Annotated in this window: 13 protein-coding genes and 1 tRNA gene; 8 read left to right on the top strand and 6 right to left on the bottom strand. The window is 56.4% G+C overall.

What is annotated here, in order from left to right; genetic code table 11:
• Positions 1-31 precede the first annotated feature (31 nt).
• On the bottom strand, positions 32-1153 hold the full coding sequence (locus Q7C21_RS00845) for a Gfo/Idh/MocA family protein (RefSeq protein ID WP_187513315.1): 1122 nt from the start codon (positions 1151-1153) through the stop codon (positions 32-34).
• Positions 1154-1485: 332 nt separating this feature from the next.
• Here Q7C21_RS00845 and Q7C21_RS00850 point away from each other — a divergent pair.
• Positions 1486-1561, top strand: a tRNA-Asn gene (locus Q7C21_RS00850).
• 231 nt (positions 1562-1792) lie between these two features.
• On the opposite strand, the gene Q7C21_RS00855 is transcribed toward Q7C21_RS00850, so the two are convergent.
• Complete coding sequence (locus tag Q7C21_RS00855) at positions 1793-2266, bottom strand: NUDIX hydrolase (protein WP_033762056.1); 474 nt, start codon at positions 2264-2266, stop codon at positions 1793-1795.
• A gap of 472 nt (positions 2267-2738) precedes the next feature.
• Here Q7C21_RS00855 and Q7C21_RS00860 point away from each other — a divergent pair, with 472 nt between their 5' ends.
• The 4 genes from Q7C21_RS00860 to Q7C21_RS00875 are packed head-to-tail and all read left to right on the top strand — an operon-like array spanning position 2739 to position 6677.
• On the top strand, positions 2739-4190 hold the full coding sequence (locus tag Q7C21_RS00860; RefSeq protein ID WP_004571354.1) for a circularly permuted type 2 ATP-grasp protein: 1452 nt from the start codon (positions 2739-2741) through the stop codon (positions 4188-4190).
• Positions 4184-5125, top strand: a complete 942-nt coding sequence (locus Q7C21_RS00865) for an alpha-E domain-containing protein (protein WP_004571353.1) — start codon at positions 4184-4186, stop codon at positions 5123-5125. The genes Q7C21_RS00860 and Q7C21_RS00865 overlap by 7 nt, the downstream gene beginning before the upstream one ends.
• The gene (locus Q7C21_RS00870) at positions 5125-5919 is read left to right on the top strand and encodes a transglutaminase family protein (RefSeq protein WP_004571352.1); all 795 of its coding nucleotides are present in this window, start codon (positions 5125-5127) and stop codon (positions 5917-5919) included. Before Q7C21_RS00865 ends, Q7C21_RS00870 begins: the two co-directional genes overlap by 1 nt.
• A gap of 26 nt (positions 5920-5945) precedes the next feature.
• On the top strand, positions 5946-6677 hold the full coding sequence (locus Q7C21_RS00875; protein WP_105099003.1) for a proteasome-type protease: 732 nt from the start codon (positions 5946-5948) through the stop codon (positions 6675-6677).
• Between the two features lie 149 nt (positions 6678-6826).
• Here Q7C21_RS00875 and katG read toward each other — a convergent pair whose 3' ends face one another.
• The 4 genes from katG to Q7C21_RS00895 all read right to left on the bottom strand — a co-directional run bounded on the left by katG (position 6827) and on the right by Q7C21_RS00895 (position 14882).
• Complete coding sequence (gene katG, locus Q7C21_RS00880; RefSeq protein ID WP_004571350.1) at positions 6827-9046, bottom strand: catalase/peroxidase HPI; 2220 nt, start codon at positions 9044-9046, stop codon at positions 6827-6829.
• A gap of 188 nt (positions 9047-9234) precedes the next feature.
• The gene (locus Q7C21_RS00885; protein WP_078804542.1) at positions 9235-12330 is read right to left on the bottom strand and encodes an efflux RND transporter permease subunit; all 3096 of its coding nucleotides are present in this window, start codon (positions 12328-12330) and stop codon (positions 9235-9237) included.
• A complete protein-coding gene (locus Q7C21_RS00890) occupies positions 12327-13424 on the bottom strand; it encodes an efflux RND transporter periplasmic adaptor subunit (RefSeq protein ID WP_283543483.1) in 1098 nt (365 codons plus the stop codon). Before Q7C21_RS00890 ends, Q7C21_RS00885 begins: the two co-directional genes overlap by 4 nt.
• Positions 13425-13859: 435 nt before the next feature.
• Positions 13860-14882, bottom strand: coding sequence for an LLM class flavin-dependent oxidoreductase (locus Q7C21_RS00895; RefSeq protein ID WP_004571347.1), 1023 nt, complete (start codon positions 14880-14882; stop codon positions 13860-13862).
• Between the two features lie 306 nt (positions 14883-15188).
• Between Q7C21_RS00895 and Q7C21_RS00900 the strand changes: the two genes are divergently transcribed.
• The 3 genes from Q7C21_RS00900 to Q7C21_RS00910 all read left to right on the top strand — a co-directional run bounded on the left by Q7C21_RS00900 (position 15189) and on the right by Q7C21_RS00910 (position 18242).
• Complete coding sequence (locus Q7C21_RS00900; protein ID WP_078804544.1) at positions 15189-15962, top strand: phosphate/phosphite/phosphonate ABC transporter substrate-binding protein; 774 nt, start codon at positions 15189-15191, stop codon at positions 15960-15962.
• 177 nt (positions 15963-16139) lie between these two features.
• Positions 16140-17054: a ketopantoate reductase family protein gene (locus Q7C21_RS00905; protein WP_078804545.1), complete on the top strand. Its 915-nt coding sequence runs from the start codon at positions 16140-16142 to the stop codon at positions 17052-17054.
• A gap of 126 nt (positions 17055-17180) precedes the next feature.
• Complete coding sequence (locus tag Q7C21_RS00910) at positions 17181-18242, top strand: LacI family DNA-binding transcriptional regulator (RefSeq protein WP_078804546.1); 1062 nt, start codon at positions 17181-17183, stop codon at positions 18240-18242.
• Positions 18243-18278 lie beyond the last annotated feature (36 nt).

Here is an 18278-nt window from a genome sequence, read left to right on the forward strand (position 1 = left end):
GCGGCAATCTCCTCTCACCTGTGACGCTGCATTACACCGCGATCCAGCGACGCTGCTCTGCGGAGTGCGCAATCGCTTCCAGGACTTTCTGCACCTGCAATCCCTCTGCGAAATCGGGCCACATTCGATCACCCGCCGCGATACCGTTGATCAGATCGCGGATTTCCACCGTTTTTTGATCGTTAAATCCGATGCCGTGCCCGGCTGAAACACAGAAGTTCGCGTAGTCTGGATGTGCCGGCCCGGTGAGGATGGTTTTAAATCCCTGACGCCCGGCGGGATCGTCATGCAGATAAAGCTCAAGCTCCGCCATACGCTCCTGGGTATACCGCAGTGTGCCTTTGGTGCCGGTGACGACGTACGTCAGCCCCATTTTTGCGCCACAGGCGATGCGTGAGGTTTCAATCACGCCATGTGCGCCATTCGAGAAGCGCAGCAGCGCGCTGGCCTGATCCTCGTTTTCAACCGGTAACTGCCGTTCAGGTGCTTTCGGGTCGGGCCGTGAGGTAATTACCGTCATCATGTCGCCGCTGACCTCTGCAATGTCACCGACCAGGTAGTGCGCCATATTGACGATATGCGCCGCCAGATCGCCCAGCGCACCCAGACCGGCCAGCGCTTTCTGACAGTGCCAGTCGAGCGGGGTTTCCGGTCTGGCGAGGTAATCTTCGTTGTGGGTGCCGTAGAAATGCACCACATCACCAATTTCGCCATTGGCAATGATCTCTTTTGCCAGCTGGCTGGTGGGGTTTTTCATATAGTTGAAGCCGACCAGCGTTTTTACCCCTGCGGCTTCAGCCGCCGCGACCATCTCCTGCGCGTCCGCCACGCTCAGCGACAGCGGCTTTTCTGAATAGACATGTTTGCCGTGGCGAATCGCCTCCAGCGCCATCTCTTTGTGCAGGAAGTTAGGCGCGCAGATATCCACCACATCAATCGCCGGATCGCTGACCAGCGCGCGCCAGTCACCGGTTGAACGCGCAAAACCAAAGGTTGCTGCCTGTCGGGCCGCCAGCTCAGGATTCACTTCGGCCAGCATCTCCCGCACGATTTCGCCTTTCAGCGCAAAGACGGTGGGGGCCTGGGCGTAGGCAATTGCGTGGCAGCGCCCGATATAGCCGCTGCCGATCATGCCGATTCTGACTTTGTTCATGTCAACTCCGTATATTCTGTTCAGGATTGAAATGAAATCTACGTTTCGTTTCTGTTGCTGACAAAGCGAGAATAGAGACTTTGTGACGGCCGTAAAAAACTATCCGCTTAAATCATGCGCACAGCAGTCTGACAAGCGCTTTGCACCATCGGAACACCTCATAAACACCTCAGTTTTGCGTGCCTCTTTTTCCGCATGAATGCTCCTTGCAGCGCGTTCTGTCACGGCATAACACGCGATAGTGGCGACTATTTCAGCAGTCGCGCGAATTTATGAAAAAGAGCTTTGACATGCTCCGGCGTGGCCGTTACTATGCGCCCCGTTCAAACGATTCCTCTGTAGTTCAGTCGGTAGAACGGCGGACTGTTAATCCGTATGTCACTGGTTCGAGTCCAGTCAGAGGAGCCAAATTAGAAAAGCCTGCTTAGGAAACTAAGCGGGCTTTTTGCTTTTTGGCGTTTGAGTCTGAATAACCCTTCTCTTCAGGCAACCCTGGCTCTGAAAGGATTTTCACCCTAATAAATATTTGAGAGCGGCAGTTGCTGTTATGTGACGGGCTGATAGCAGCAAAGTCATGACATTGAAGAAAGACGGGTTACAACCGTGGACAGTTTTGCGTCAGTGAAGAGGTTCAGAATATCATGACGCCGTTAACGTCGACGATCCGTCCGGCTTGCTTTGAAGTATGTTAATGATTAAGTCGCGTGGAAAAATTGTCTCATTGGTGTGTATCAGCTCTTCTATTGTCCACCAATGATAATCGCGAATGACTTCCTTTTCATTGCTACTCCATCCTGAGCGATCGAGATCGACGGTATTTGCATTTACCATAAAGAACCGCTCATCAGCAAGTACTGTCTCTCCACTGGGTAACATCATTGTGAAAGTTCGGGACGCTATTTCTGGTCCAGTTAATGTTCCTGTCAAACCCGTCTCTTCAAATAATTCGCGTAGAGCGGCCTGCTCGAAAGATTCATTATTTTCAAGCCCTCCTCCCGGCGTTGCCCAGTATGTTTTTCCCCTCAGAGCATCGTCTTCATGACAGAACCTGAAGAGCAGGACATGATTTTCAGGCGAAAGAATGATCAGCCGTGATGATGGTCGAATACGCACATTCCACCCTCTTAAAAATTCTTAGTTACTGATTCTCAAAATTTATATAAACATAAATTGCAGCCTGAATCGCCCTGAATGTCTGAATTATCTTACCGCTTCAGTCTCACTCACTGTCCGTTTCTCGCGCTCAACAGATCTCTCATTCCTGGAGTTTTTCTGCTGCGCTCCATGAGCAGATGTTGCTTAAGGCAGCTTGAATTGATCCACATGGAGCCGATAAGCGGACTCTGCGGTAAGTGCGTCGTTTCCTGGCATTACTGGCAATTGCCTCATCAGCGACCATATTTAAAGTAAGCACCTTGTTTTTGCCCTCTTTTCACACAACCTGAAAGCGAGCCGCACCCGAACAGGGCAGAACCGCCCCTTTTTCCCTGATTTTCAGCCCATTTTGCACCCTGGCACACTTTATGCCTGATCGTCAGTGTTATTGAACGATTCAATTGCAGCCTGTCCTGTTTGTGAGGTGATGATGATCAAGATTGACCTTTCCGATTCACCCTTTTTTGATGAAATGTTGATGGCTGAAGGTAAACACCGCAGCCATTATCAGGACTACTGGCAGTGGTTGCAGAAAGCCGATCAGCAGGCCGTCCAGCGCAAAAAAGAGGAAGCTGCGCTGTTGTTTCACCGGGTGGGGATTACCTTTAATGTTTATGGTGAAGACGATGGCGCGGAACGGCTGATCCCGTTCGACAGCGTGCCACGTATTATTCCGGCCAGCGAATGGCAGATGCTTGATCGCGGGATTCGTCAGCGGGTTCAGGCACTCAATGCGTTTCTGCATGATATTTATCATGACCAGAAGATCCTCAAGGCAGGGATCGTGCCCGCTGAACAGGTGCTGGCCAACGAGCAGTATCAGCCCTGCATGCAGGGTATCGACCTTCACCGTGATACTTACGCCCACATTGCCGGAACCGACATGGTGCGGGGAGGCGATGGCGAATATTACGTGCTGGAAGATAACCTTCGCACGCCCTCTGGTGTCTCTTACATGCTGGAAAACCGCAAAATGATGATGCGGTTATATCCCGAACTGTTTGCCGGGCAGCGTATCGCGCCGGTTTCCCGCTACCCTTCTCACTTACTGCAAACCCTGCGCGAAAGCACGACCGTCAACGATCCCACCGTTGTGGTACTGACACCTGGCCGCTTTAACAGCGCCTATTTCGAGCACAGCTTCCTCGCTCAACAAATGGGCGTTGAACTGGTTGAAAGTGTCGATCTGTTCGTGAAAGACGGCGCGGTGTTTATGCGCACTACCGCAGGTCCCTGCAGGATTGATGTGATCTATCGACGTATCGACGACGCCTTCCTCGACCCGCTGGCGTTTCGCGCCGATTCCATGCTCGGCGTTCCCGGCCTGCTGTCGGTCTACCGATCCGGTGGTGTGGTGCTGGCGAATGCGATAGGCACCGGCGTGGCAGATGATAAATCGATCTATCCGTATGTTCCGGAGATGATCCGCTACTACCTTGCTGAGGATCCCATTCTCAATAACGTGCCGACGTGGCAATGCCGCAAAGAGAGCGATCTCTCTTTCGTACTGGCAAACCTGGAAAAAATGGTGGTGAAAGAGGTTCATGGTGCAGGTGGTTACGGCATGCTGATTGGACCCAAGGCCAGCAAGGCGGAAATCGAACGGTTCCGCGAATTGCTGCGCGCCCGCCCGGAAAATTATATCGCGCAGGAAACTCTGGCGCTTTCCACCTGCCCGACCTTTGTCGATAACGGGCTCGCACCGCGTCACATCGACCTGCGGCCCTTTGCGCTGACTGGCGCCGAAATTCGTCTGGTACCAGGTGGATTAACCCGTGTAGCACTGGAAGAAGGCTCACTGGTGGTGAATTCCTCTCAGGGCGGCGGAACCAAAGATACCTGGGTACTGGAAGAAAATGCGACGGAGGATGACGCATGCTAAGCAGAACAGCCAGCGAACTGTACTGGATGGCACGTTATCTGGAACGCGCCGAGACAATTGCACGCCTGCTGGACGTGACCAATAAGCTGTCGATGATGTCGATCCGTGATGTCCACGCACGCGATGAAAACAATGATTTACTGGTCCCGCTGACCATGACCGGCACGCGGGATCTGTTCGACGAGCACTATCCGCAGGCGTCGATGGGAAATCTGCTTAATTTCTTCGCGCTGGACAGTTTCAACCACAGCAGCATTTTCAGTTGTCTGCAAATGGCCTGGAACAATGCGCATGCGGTGCGTGGCAGCCTTTCCTCTGAAGTCTGGGAAAGCATCAATGCCACGTGGATAGAGATGAAGCTGATCCGCCGTCAGGGCGTCGGTTCTGCCGGTGCAGATGCGTTCTTTGACTGGGTCAAAGAGCGTTCACATCTGTTCCGTGGGGCGATGTTTGGCACCTTGCTGCGCAGTGATGCACAAAACTTCATCCGCCTCGGTACCCTGCTGGAACGCGCAGACAGCACCGCGCGCCTGCTGGATGCTAAAAATCAGCTGTTGAACGCCGATGAGGATCCGGTGCGTGAATACTACCGGATGGACACGCTATTGCGTGCAGTCAGCGCCCGCGAAGCGTTCCACACGCTTTATAAGCAGCAAATCAGCCAAAGAGGTATTGCCGAGCTGTTGATACTGCGCCGCGAGCTACCGCGTTCTCTGCTTTCCTGCATCGAACTTATGGCCCAGGAGCTGGATGAGATCGGTGGCAGCGCGGGTAATCAGCCCCGTCGTCGCGTTCATACCCTTTACGCTCAGCTGCGCTTCACCGAAATGGACGAAATTGTTGAGATGGGTCTCAGTCCCTGGCTGATGCAGTTTCTGGATCAGACCAATGCCATCGCTGAGTGCATTCATCAAACCTATCTGGAGGCTCAATAATGAAACTGAATGTCACGCATCAGACGCATTACAGCTATGCGCAACAGGTTAAACACAGCACGCAATATCTTCGCCTTACGCCGCAGGATTCCAGTCATCAGAAGATATTGTCGTGGGATCTGACCTTGCCGGAATACGCCACCCGCACGCTGGATGCTTACGGCAATATCCTGCATGTTCTGACACTCGACCAGCCCCATCAGGCCATTACCATTGTCGCCAACGGCGTGGTGGAGATTGAAGATAATACGGAAGACGATAATTGCGGGCATCTCTCACCACTGGTGTTTCTGCGCACCAGCCCGCTGACGCTGGCCGATGGCGCGATCCGCGATTTCGCCAGTCGTTACTACCGGCCGCAGGCACAGCATGAGAGTCTGTGCAATCTGATGGGCGAACTGCTGCTGAAAATGCCCTATAACCCCGGCAGCACCACGGTAAAAGACAGCGCTTCCCAGGCCTTTTCCGCACAAACCGGCGTATGTCAGGACCACACGCATGTTTTCCTGGCCTGCTGCCGAAGCCTGGGTATCCCGGCGCGTTACGTCAGCGGTTATCTATACTCGGAAGACTCCGCACATGTGGCCATGCATGCCTGGGCGGAAGCCTGGCTGGATGACCGGTGGCAGAGCTTTGATGTCACCAATAACACCTGCCAACCGAATCAGCATTTGAAACTGGCTATCGGCATAGATTATCTTGATGCATGCCCGGTCCGCGGTATCCGGTTAGGTGGAGGAAGCGAAGACATGCGCACTGTTGCCGCCGTTGCCATGCTCGACGTTCCGCAATGATCCTGAATACCTGAGGAAGCCATTTTATGACTTACTGTGTGGCCATGCGCTTGTCCTCTGGCCTGGTGTTTGTTTCAGATTCACGCACCAATGCCGGAGTGGACCATATTTCCACCTTCCGTAAACTGCATGTTTTTCATCAAAGCGATGAGCGCGTGCTGGTGATTCAGAGTGCCGGAAATCTGGCGACCACACAGAGCATTATCAGTCTGCTGCATCGTCGCTGCGCAGACGATGAGCGGGAAAACCTGCTGAACGTAACGTCCCTGTATGATGCCGCCAGTTTGCTGGGTGAAACGGTGCGTGAAGTGATCGCCCGGGACAGCGGCGCAAATCAGGGCGGTAATACAGATTTCAGCTGCAACCTGTTGCTCGGCGGACAGATTAAAGGGGAAGGTCTGCGGCTGTTCCACATCTATCCGCAGGGGAACTTCATTGAAGCCACGCACGACACGCCCTATTTCCAGGTAGGTGAGAGTAAGTATGGTAAGCCGATTATTGATCGCGTGCTGAACTACGACACCGCTCTGGATCAGGCGATGCAATGTGCACTGATTTCGATGGACTCCACACTGCGCAGTAATCTTTCCGTGGGCCTGCCGCTGGATGTGATGACCTACCCCAAAGACAGCTTTAGTGCCGCGCAGCAGCATCGAATTACCGAAACGCACCCCTATTTCGACATGATACGCAAGGGCTGGGGCGAAGGGCTGCTGAGCATTTTTGCGCAGTTGCCGCCGCTGAAACTGGACGAGTAATTATCTGCCACACCAGGTCTGAGTAAAAAGGATCGCCTCAGACCTGCCATCAGAAGCATAGCGCGCAAAAAATAACTGCACCCTACTCAGTTGGATTACCAACTTTTGGGGGGCAGTCACTTGTCAGCGTTTTACCGCGTTAACACCAGTCAGATATCAAACCGATCCAGATTCATCACTTTGGTCCAGGCGGCCACAAAGTCTTTGACGAATTTTTCACGGGCATCACTGCTGGCATAGACTTCCGCCGAGGCACGTAACACCGCGTTAGAACCGAATACCAGGTCGGCGCGGGTGGCGGTGAAACGGGTTTCCCCATTAACACGATCACGTCCGGTAAAGTGCTCGTTGCTGCTATCAGTCGCTTTCCATTCGGTACGCATATCCAGCAGATTGACGAAGAAATCTGTGTTCAGCGATCCCACATGGTGCGTGAAGATACCGTGCTGGCTGCCATCAAAGTTAGCACCCAGTGCACGCATCCCGCCCACCAGCACCGTTAACTCCGGCACAGTCAGCGTCAGCTGTTGCGCTTTATCGATCAGCAGACTTTCAGTGGTGGTTTTGCCAAAGCCAGTGCCGTAGTTGCGGAAACCATCAGCACGCGGTTTCAGCAGATCGAACGACTCGATGTCGGTCTGATCCTGACGCGCATCAACGCGGCCCGGCGTGAACGGAACCTCAATCGCGACGCCAGCCGCTTTCGCCGCCTGCTCAACGCCCACAACACCCGCCAGCACGATCACATCCGCCAGTGAAGCCTTGTGTGCTTCGCGCTGGATCGCTTCCAGCGTCGGCAACACGCGTGCCGCGATGGCATTGACCTGCCATTCACGTTGCGGCAGCAGCGCCAGTCGGGCACCGTTGGCACCACCACGCTTGTCGCCACCACGGAAGGTGGATGCCGAGGCCCACGCAACTGACACCAGCTCGCTGACGCTGAGACCGGATGCTGCAATCTTCTCTTTCAGCTGGGCGATATCTGCCACGGTTGGATGATAAACCGGTGCAGGCAGCGGATCCTGCCAGATCAGATCTTCCTGCGGCACTTCCGGACCGATGTAACGCGCTTTTGGCCCCATATCACGGTGCGTCAGCTTAAACCAGGCACGGGCAAAGGCTTCGTTGAACGCCTGCGGATCGTTGTGGAATCGACGCGAAATTTTTTCAAATTCCGGGTCAAAACGCAGCGTCAGGTCAGTGACCAGCATGGTCGGTTTGTGTTTCTTCGTGGAATCAAACGCATCCGGGATGATTTCCGGTGCATCAGCCGCTTCAAACTGAATAGCGCCCGCCGGACTGCGCGTCTGGACCCACTCATATTTGAACAGGTTCTCGAAGAAGTAGTTGCTCCACTGGGTAGGCGTCTGAGACCAGATGACTTCCAGGCCAGAGGTAATCGCATCTGCACCGACACCCGTGCCGTGGCTGTTAACCCAGCCCAGGCCCTGCGCTTCAATGGGCGCGGTTTCGGGATCGACACCGACGTGGCTGGCGGGTGCGGCACCGTGGGTTTTACCCAGCGTATGACCACCTGCAATCAGCGCGACGATCTCTTCGTCGTTCATGCCCATGTTGCCGAAGGTGGCACGAATAGCCGGGGCCGCAGAAGCAGGATCACCGCTGTGTTCCGGACCTTCCGGGTTCACGTAGATCAGACCCATTTCAGTGGCACCCAGTGGTGACTGCGCCAGAGATTCCGGATGACGGTGTTCCAGCCAGGCCGCTTCTTCGCCCCAGTTCACATCCATATCCGGTTCCCAGACATCGTCACGGCCGGCACCAAAACCAAAGGTGCGGAACCCGGAGTTTTCCAGCGCAACGTTACCCGCCAGAATATAGAGGTCGGCCCAGGAGATTTTCTGACCATATTTCTGTTTGATTGGCCACAGTAAACGGCGCGCTTTATCCAGGCTGACGTTATCAGGCCAGGAGTTTAACGGGGCGAAACGTTGCTGACCACGGCCCGAACCACCGCGTCCGTCCACGGAGCGATAGGTTCCGGCGCTGTGCCAGGCCATGCGAATAAACAGACCGATATAGCTGCCCCAGTCAGCGGGCCACCAGGATTGTGATTCGGTGAGCAACCCTTTGATGTCAGCTTTCAGCGCAGAGTAATCTAATTTGGCAAATTCTTTACGGTAATCGAAGGATTCATCAAGCGGGTTCGAACGGGATGAGTGCTGGTTCAGCAGGTCAACCCGGAGTTGATTCGGCCACCAGTCACGGTTGGTTGTTCCGCCACCCGGCGCCTGATTTGACTGAGGTGGTTTGCCCGCGTGAAAAGGACATTTGCCCTCAGGCGCTTCGCGATCGGCTTCGACAATAGGCTTTGCATCTTTTGCATCTTCATCAACGGAATTGCTCATGGTCACACCTCTTTTTTGTATTTTCATCGCTACTCTATAGAGGATTTTCAGGATCGCACACCTGTCTCATCCTATATGTTTGATAGCTTTTACCTTTTTATGCACCTTCTTCAAAAGATTAAGGCAATGAACCGACGGCCGCCGCTGTGCTTAAAAAAAGCAGCGAAGCGGCAACCGCCACCCTGAGACTATTCCGACAGCGCCGGTTTCACAACTGCCGTTTTACTCTGTGGCAGACGAATACGGAACCAGATCGCATACATCGCGGGCAGGAAAACCAGCGTGATTAGGGTACCGCCCAGCGTGCCGCCAATCAGCGTGTAGGCCAGCGTTCCCCAGAACACCGAGTGGGTGAGTGGAATAAACGCCAGCACTGCTGCCATCGCCGTCAGTAACACAGGACGCGCACGCTGTACGGTCGCTTCTACCACCGCAGCAAAAGGTGCCAGCCCCTGCTGTTCGTTATGGTGGATCTGACCTATCAGGATCAGCGTGTTACGCATCAGGATACCCGACAGGGCAATCAGCCCGACCAGCGCATTGATACCAAACGGCTGACCGAACAGCAGCAGCGTCGGCACAACACCTATCAGCCCGAGAGGTGCGGTGAGAAAGACCATCACCATCGCCGACAGAGAACGCACCTGCAAAATGATGATTAAAAGTGTGATCGCAATCATGATTGGGAACAGCGGCGCCATCGCCTGTGTCGCTTTACCGGACTCCTCTATTGCACCGGCCAGTTCAATGCGATAGCCCGCAGGCAGCGTTGCGATGATCGGTTGCAACGCTTTGTTCAGCGCCGTGGAGACATCCGGCGGCTGCAGGGAGTCAGCAATATCTCCGCGAACAGTAATGGTCGGTGTACGGTCGCGCCGCCTCAGCAGGGGATCTTCCATTTTCACCTGCACCTCACCAATCTGCGACAGTGGGATACGTTGCCCCGCCGCACCTGCCAGCGTGAAGTCAGCAATCTTAGCCGGATCGAGCCGGATATCTCCGGCGGCACGGCCCACGACCTGGACCGCGCGGATATCTTCCCGCACGGTGGTGACCGGCACGCCCGTCAACAGAAATTGCAACTGCCGGGCGACTTCACTGGAGGTCAGCCCAACGGCCTGCAGTCGGTTTTGATCCAGCGAGAAATGCAGTGTCGGCACGGGTGCGCCCCAGTCGGTGTTCACCGTCCTCATCATCGGGCTGGCACGCAGTACGGCTTCCACCTGATTAGCGATAACATGCAGGCGTACCGGGTCCGGCCCCATCACGCGCCACGCCACCGGATAAGGTGAATAAGGGCCAAATACCAGTTGCGTCACGCGAACCTGCGCTTCAGGCACCAGGCCGCGAGCGATCGCAGTGCGCAACTGCACTTTTAACGCCTCGCGTGCATCCTGACTGTCGGTCAGTATGACCAGCTTGGCAAAGGCGGGATCGGGCAGTTCGGGCGCCATCGCCAGGTAAAAACGCGGCGGTCCCTGACCAATGTAGGTGGTGACGATTTTTGCCTCACGCTGCTGTTTAAGCCAGGTCTCAATCTTTTCAGCCGCAGCCGCTGTCTGTTCAATGGCGCTGCCGTAGGGAAGCTGAACTTCAACCAGCACTTCAGGCCGATCTGAGGTCGGGAAAAACTGTTTTTTCACCAGCGTCATCCCGAGCACTGCGATAATAAATAGCGCAATGACCACGCCTGCTACCCAGCCTTTACGCGCAATCACGCCGGTCAGTAGCTGGCGAAAGCGATTGTAGTTGCGGGTGTTGTAGATGGCTGCGTGACCGCCTTCCACCGTTTTGATGTCAGGCAGCAGCTTTACCCCAAGGTAAGGCGTAAATACCACGGCCACAATCCAGGAGGCGATCAGGGCGATGCCCACTATCCAGAACATATTGCTGGTGTATTCACCCGCCGTGGACTGCGCAAAACCATTGGGCATAAAGCCCACGGCGGTGACCAGGGTTCCGGCCAGCATCGGTGCCGCCGTATGACTCCAGGCATACGCAGACGCCTTGATGCGGTCGTAGCCCTCCTCCATCTTCACGACCATCATCTCAATGGCAATAATGGCATCATCCACCAGCAGGCCCAGCGCCAGAATCAACGATCCCAGCGTGATGCGGTCAAAGTTTTTGCCGGAGGCTTCCATCACCACAAATACTACCGCCAGGGTGAGCGGAACGGCCGCCGCCACCACTACTCCGACACGCCAGCCCATGCTGACGAAGCAGACCACCATCACCACCAGTAATGCCACGACGAACTTAATCATAAATTCATCGACCGCTGAGCGGATATTCACGGACTGATCGGTGACCTGAGTCAGTGACATCCCTAACGGCATCGCCTGATTAATGCTGACGGTTTCAGCAGCCAGAGCCTTGCCCAACGCCAGACCGTTCCAGCCATCACGCATCACAATACCGAGCAGCAATGCGGGTTCACCCTGATGACGAACCTTAAACGTGGCGGGATCTTCATATCCCCGCGTCACGGTAGCCACGTCTGCCAGCTTGAGGCTTCTCCCCTGCGCCACAATCGGTGTCTCTCGAATTTTTTCCAGCTTATCAAAAGCGCCCTCCAGCCGGATAAACACCTGCGGTCCCTGAGTATCGATCGAGCCCGCAGGCGTCAGGACATTCTGGTCGTTCAGTGCCGCAAAAATTTCCTGTGGGGTAATACCGAGCGTCGCCAGCCGATCGTGTGAAAACGAAACATAGATGCGCTCACTCTGCTCGCCGATGATATTGACCTTTTTCACACCCGGCAGATGCAGCAATTGCTGACGCAGTGATTCCGCCTCACGCACCAGCAGGCGCTGCGGCTCTCCTTTTGCCTTCAGCGCCAGCAGCGCAAAGGTCACGTCAGAGAACTCGTCGTTGATCATCGGCCCGATGACCCCGGCGGGCAGATTTCTGCTCTCATCGCCCAGCTTCTTACGAGCCTGGTAAAACTCCTCCTGAACCTGGGAGGGCGGCGTTTTGTCCTGCAGGGAGAGCATGGTGAACGCCAGGCCAGGCCGCGTATAAGTTTCGCTGCGGTCATACCACCGCAGCTCCTGAAGCCGCTTCTCCAGCGGTTCGGCCACCTGATCCTGCATCTCCTGCGCCGTCGCACCTGGCCACGCGGAGATAATCGTCATCTGTTTAACAGTGAACGGCGGATCTTCTGCCCGTCCCAGTTCGAAAAAGGACAGGATGCCCGCCACGGTAATCAGGATGATCAGAAACAGGGTGATGGCGCGTTCGCGCACGGCCAGTGCTGACAGATTAAAGCGTCCGTGGCTCATGGCTGGCTCCCTGCAACCGCAGCGTCATCGGGTCGCACGCGCTCGCCCTGCTGCAACAGATGTGCCCCGAGAGCCACGATCCGATCGCCTGCATTCAGCTGCCCCGTCACGGTCGCCGCCTCGTCACCGATCGCGATCACCGTGACCGGCCGCCAGGCAACAGTGGCAGGCAGACCCGTAATATCCCAGACGCCTGGCCCTTTACCGGCATCATAGATCGCAGCCAGCGGCACCTTCAGCTGCGTTTGCATGGGTTTATTGGTTAACGAAATTGTGACGGTAGCACCCAGTGGCGCGCTGGCCAGTGCGCCCTCCAGCACATATCTCGCCTCATAGGTGCGCGTCATCGGATCGGCTGCATCCGCCAGTTGCCGAAGCCGGGCTGACACGGGCGCACTGCCCGCACCATAAAGCGTTGCCTGCGCCTCGCTGCCCACTGCGGGACGAAGCGTCTCCGGCAACTGAACGCTCGCCTCACGCTGCCCGGCTCTGGCCAGTCTGACAACCGCCTCACCGGCGCTCACTACCTGGCCAGGCTCCGCCAGTGTTGCCATCACCACACCGTCGTCATCCGCCAGTAACAGCGCATATCCGCTGGCATTAGTCGCCACGCTGGCCTGCGCCTGCGCGGCTTTCAGATCGGCCAGCGCGGTAGCCGCAGCGGCCCGAATCTGGTCATAGGCCGACACGGAAACCGCGCCGGTTGCCATCAGTGTGTGGTAACGCGCTTCATCGGCACGGGTCTGTCTGACGCGTGCCTGCGCAGCGGCAACACTCTGCTGTGCGGCCTGGGCCTGCAGTCGCAGATCGACCGGATCAAGCCGCATCAGCGGCTGACCACGCTTCACACGCTGACCGCTGTCCACCAGCCTTTCGAGGATTTTGCCCGATATCCGAAAGCCGAGGTCGCTCTGAACCCGGGCAACGACGATGCCGCTAAATGCGCGACTGTCATCCGCAGCGCTGAGAACTTTCGTGACCCTGACCAGCGGCGGCTGGGTGCGCGGATCCGCTTTGGACGCGTTGTCCCGGCAGCCCACCAGCGCCAGTGGCAGCAGACAAACAACCAGGGTGGCGGGAATAAACCTGAGCATAGATGACCTTCAACAGTAAGCAGGAGAGTGCCGCCATTTTGTTATCATGTGACCAATATTGTCAATGGTCACTAGTTACGGAAAGGCATTAACCGTTGAGCCGATCTTTAAAGAGCAACGAGCAGCAAAGGCTTAAGCAGAAGATTTGCTGAAACGCTGACTAAGTGGATGTAACTCCCTTCCAGTCGCAGGCGTGACTAAAATAGGGAAAAGTCACCACTCCAGAAATCGCAGGTATTAACTAAGAGTGAGTGAGTGAGCGAGAAATACCCTGTCAGCTCGGGAATGACCTGCCAGCGATAAACGCAGAGGGGAAAAGCTAAAGAATCAGAAAGTGATGACACGCACAGGCTGCAGAGACATTACAACGAACGCGCATCATTTGCGGGCAAGGTAAACCAGATAGCGCCCTGCTTATCCAGGGCGCTGGGTCACTTAACGCCAGCCGAGTTCCGGGGCGACATACTTCAGGATCGCCTCAATAACATGGGCGTTATAGGCGACACCGAGCTGGTTAGGCACGGTGAGCAGCAGCGTATCCGCTTCGGCAATGGCTTCATCCTGTGCCAGCTGCTTAATGAGCACTTCAGGCTCTGCGGCGTAGCTGCGGCCAAAGATGGCTCGGGTTTTCTCATCCAGAAAACCGACCGAATCCTGGTCGTTACCGCTGCGGCCAAAATAGGCGCGGTCCATATCATTCACCAGCGCAAAGATACTGCGGCTGACAGAGACGCGTGGCGCATGCTGATGCCCGGCTGCTTTCCAGGCCTCACGATAGGCGCGAATCTGTTTCGCCTGCTGAATGTGGAACGGCTCACCCGTTTCATCATCTTTCAGGGTTGAGCTTTGCAGGTTCATGCCCATTTTTGCTGCCCACTCTGCGGTGGCATTGGATCCGGAGCCCCACCAGATGCGGTCGCGCAGCCCTTCAGAAAGCGGCTCAGGGCGCAGCAGGCCAGGCGGATTCGGGAACATCGGCTGCGGATTCGGCTTCGCAAACCCTTCGCCGCGCAGCACCTCCAGGAACTCTTCGGTGTGACGACGTCCCATATCCGCATCGCTTTCACCCGCTTTGGGTTCAAAGCCAAAGTAGCGCCAGCCATCAATCACCTGCTCCGGTGAACCGCGGCTCAGACCCAGTTGCAGACGACCATTGGAGATCAGGTCTGCTGAACTGGCGTCTTCCACCATGTAGAGTGGGTTTTCATAGCGCATGTCGATGACGCCGGTGCCAATCTCAATCTTTTTGGTGCGCGCGGCCACGGCAGCCAGCAGCGGAAACGGCGAGCTCAGCTGGCGGGCAAAATGGTGGACCCGGAAGTAAGCGCCATCTGCGCCCAGTTCTTCGGCGGCGACCGCCAGGTCGATCGACTGCAATAAGACATCCTGCGCGGTACGGGTGGCAGACTGAGACGAAGGCGTCCAGTGACCAAAAGATAAGAAGCCAATATTTTTCATCTGTAGTTCTCCTGACAGGCGTTAAACGCCTGTGAGCATAAGGCGATATTCGATAGGGAAAGGTTACGCCCTCCGCGCCGCCACTGATAGTCAATATCTTTCAGCGCTATATTCAGGATTTTCGACATAGCCTGCAGCGTATCCACGTTACTTTTGACCAACCTGGCTTTCACTCTTCGGGTTTCTGCGGGTTTCTGCTGTCAGGCACTGGCGCACCCAATAGATTGCCGGGGCGCCGGTTGCTGCTGAATCTGAACTACCCTTGAGTGCATTACGCGCCACCGGAAAACACAGCGGAGAACACACATGAATACCCTGCTCGCTTTGCCGATGTATGCGATTCATCCGCCTGCTACGCAGGCGCTGATGCAGGCGATGGTTACCCTGCTGGCGCAGCAGGGTATGGCCGCGCAACCGGTCTGGCCTGAGGATTTGCTGACACACTGGCAGAATGATCGGTTGCTGCTGAGCCAGACCTGCGGCTATCCGCTGGTCAGTCAATTGCCTGCAGTACAACTGGTCGGTGCATTTCACTATCGGGCACCGGGCTGCAACGGTTACGCATATCGCAGCTGGCTGGTGGCGCGGGATAAAAAGGCAACGCTCGCCGATTTCAACGGTCAGCGGGCCGTGGCAAACAGCCTGGACTCGCACTCCGGCTATAACACGCTGCGGCGGTTAGCAGCGCTTCAGGGCATAACGTTTTCGCAGCTGTTGCTGAGCGGCGGGCACCGTCAGTCGCTGGCAGCACTGCGTGATTCACAGGCGGATATCGCGGCGATCGACTGCGTCAGCTGGGCGCTGCTGGCGCGCCATGCGCCTGAGGAACTGCGCGGCCTGCATATCATCGGAGAGTCACCAGCCGCACCCGGATTACCGCTGATCACGGCAGCCTCAACGTCAGCGGCCCGGCTGGAGACGTTACGCACAATACTGCTTCAGCTGGTGAGCGACCCTGCGTTTCGCGCCATCTGCGACGATAATCTGATCGGCGGATTCAGCCCGGTGCATCGGGACAATTATCAGGTCGTGCTGGCATGGGAGCAGCAGGCCGCCGCGCTGGGCGTCACCCGGCTGTAACGCACCATGCTGGCTTAATCGTTTAACCGGAACAGAGGGAGACTCTGCGTTGCCGCCTCCCTGCCGACGCTTTCCCGACCTGGCATTTTATGCTCCTCAATGCGCTCTGACCTTGCTAAGACTGGTAAGCCCGGCTGCGGCGTTCTAAGGTAGAGGTTTTCAGAAAGGGAGAGTGGGATGCGTATTCTGATGGCAGGTGCCGGGGCGACCGGTGGGTATTTTGGCGCACGACTGATTCAGGCAGGTCAGGATGTCACGTTTCTGGTACGTGAACGGCGTTATCAGCAGCTTCAGACCCACGGTCTGGTATTACAGACGCCGCAGGGCACTGAAAAGTTTCAGCCGCAGCTAATCCAGGCCAGCACGCTGAAAAGCCACTATGACCTGATTATCGTGACGGTGAAGAGCTTTGCCCTTGATCAGGTCATGGATGACATTACGCCTGCGGTCGGCCCGGCAACCCTGATCATGCCGATTCTCAACGGAATGCGGCACATCGCAACACTACAACAGCGTTTCGGCGAAGATAAGGTGATTGGCGGCCTGTGTAAAATCAATGCCACGCTGGGTGACCAGGGTGAAGTGATCCAGATGACGCCGCTGCATCAGCTCTTATACGGTGCGCTGAACGGTAACAACGACGCGCGGCTGCAGCGGGTTGATGCCGCACTGCGCGACTGTCAGGTTGATACCCTGTTCAGTGACAACATCATGGATGAACTGTGGGAAAAGTGGCTGCTGCTGAGCACGCTGGGCGCGGTCTGCTGCCTGGCACGCGGCAATACTCAGCAAATTCTCACCTCGCGCGGCGGTGAAGCGCTGTTACAGGGGGTTTTCACTGAGATTCTGTCCGTCATCACTGCCGAAGGCTATCAGCCGCGCCCGGCGGTCACCGCCCGCATTTTTGAGCTGCTGAACAATCCGGCGACGCCCATGACCTCCTCTATGTATCGCGATCTCACCCAGGGCTCTGATATCGAAGCGGATCAGGTGATAGGCGATCTGCTGCTGCGGGCGAAACGAAATGGCCTCGCGACGCCGCTGTTGAACGCAGTGGATGTGAATCTGCAGGTCTATCTGCAACAGCGTTAACCAGGGCCGACTGCGCTGACCGGGTGCGGGAATGGCCCCGGCAGTGTGGCGGTGAAAGTGTGGTCAGCAGCAGCAGCGCAGCAGGAAAATTTGCTACACTCATCGCTTCATATTTTGGAGAGTTCAATGACTTCCCGCTCCGTGACCCTCGATGATGTCGCTCAACTGGCTGGCGTCTCATATCAAACCGTTTCACGTGTTTTAAATCGTTCTGAACAGGTGTCAGCCCGCACGCGGCAAAGGGTTGAGGCGGCAATGCAGCAGCTCAATTATGTGCCTAATCGCGTGGCGCAGCAGCTGGCGGGCAAAGCGACGCGCACGCTCGGTCTGGCTACCAGCGATCTGGCGCTGATGGCACCGGCGCAGATCGCCTCGGCGATTCAGCAGCGTGCTGCGAGGGCGGGATATCATCTGGTGATCGCGATGGACAGCGGTAACGATGCGGCCGCCACCGTGAATGAACTGCTGGCACAGCGGGTCGATGGGCTGCTGATCAATCTGCCGCTGGAGGCGGACGAGGCGCAGCAGATCCAGTTGCTGTGTGGCAGTAAACCGGTGCTGTTTCTGGATGTTGAACCCAGGGCCGCGGTGGCGCAGTGTCAGTACCCGAATGAGTCTGGCGCGCGCGCTGCCGTTGAACATCTCGTGGCGCTGGGTCACCGTCAGATTGGCCTGCTAAATGGACCGCTGCGCTCGGTGTCCGCCCGTCAGCGTGAAAACGCATGGCGTCAGGCGCTGGCCGATCATCAGTTAACGCCGCACTGTTCCCTGCGGGGCGACTGGAGCGCACAGTCCGGCTACCAGGCGCTGCTGGCGCAGTTGCCCGACGATCTGCCACAGGCGCTGCTGGTCGCAAACGATCAGATGGCGCTGGGTGCGATGCGGGCGCTGCATCAGTATGGCGTGGCGATTCCCGGTGAGATATCAGTGATTGGTTATGATGATACCGCCGAGAGCGCATGGTATCAGCCGCCGCTGACCACGGTGCGGCAGGATTTACACTTTCTTGGCGCACAGAGCGTCGAGCGGATGCTGGCGCGGCTTCAGGGTGAAGAAGCTTCACACATCGCGCTGGAAACCACGCTGGTGATCCGCGAGACCACCGCCCCGCCCGCAGATAAGCAGGTCGATTTAGTGGCGCTGTCACAGCAGCTACAGGGGATTGCGCGAAGGCTGGCGGGTAAATAAATCTGCGGTTATGCGGGCAATAAAAAACCCGCTCCA

The sequence above is a fragment of the Pantoea sp. ANP04 genome (assembly GCF_041982285.1).
GTDB lineage: Bacteria > Pseudomonadota > Gammaproteobacteria > Enterobacterales > Enterobacteriaceae > Pantoea > Pantoea eucalypti.

Bases quoted from the DNA above. Each gene is read 5' to 3' on its own strand.
- Q7C21_RS00860 (WP_004571354.1), top strand. From the start codon at position 2,739: ATGATCAAGATTGACCTTTCCGATTCACCCTTTTTTGATGAAATGTTG.
- Q7C21_RS00845 (WP_187513315.1), bottom strand. From the start codon at position 1,153: ATGAACAAAGTCAGAATCGGCATGATCGGCAGCGGCTATATCGGGCGC.
- Q7C21_RS00910 (WP_078804546.1), top strand. From the start codon at position 17,181: ATGACTTCCCGCTCCGTGACCCTCGATGATGTCGCTCAACTGGCTGGC.
- Q7C21_RS00885 (WP_078804542.1), bottom strand. From the start codon at position 12,330: ATGAGCCACGGACGCTTTAATCTGTCAGCACTGGCCGTGCGCGAACGC.
- Q7C21_RS00875 (WP_105099003.1), top strand. From the start codon at position 5,946: ATGACTTACTGTGTGGCCATGCGCTTGTCCTCTGGCCTGGTGTTTGTT.
- Q7C21_RS00905 (WP_078804545.1), top strand. From the start codon at position 16,140: ATGCGTATTCTGATGGCAGGTGCCGGGGCGACCGGTGGGTATTTTGGC.
- Q7C21_RS00870 (WP_004571352.1), top strand. From the start codon at position 5,125: ATGAAACTGAATGTCACGCATCAGACGCATTACAGCTATGCGCAACAG.
- Q7C21_RS00895 (WP_004571347.1), bottom strand. From the start codon at position 14,882: ATGAAAAATATTGGCTTCTTATCTTTTGGTCACTGGACGCCTTCGTCT.
- Q7C21_RS00865 (WP_004571353.1), top strand. From the start codon at position 4,184: ATGCTAAGCAGAACAGCCAGCGAACTGTACTGGATGGCACGTTATCTG.
- Q7C21_RS00890 (WP_283543483.1), bottom strand. From the start codon at position 13,424: ATGCTCAGGTTTATTCCCGCCACCCTGGTTGTTTGTCTGCTGCCACTG.
- Q7C21_RS00900 (WP_078804544.1), top strand. From the start codon at position 15,189: ATGAATACCCTGCTCGCTTTGCCGATGTATGCGATTCATCCGCCTGCT.
- katG (WP_004571350.1), bottom strand. From the start codon at position 9,046: ATGAGCAATTCCGTTGATGAAGATGCAAAAGATGCAAAGCCTATTGTC.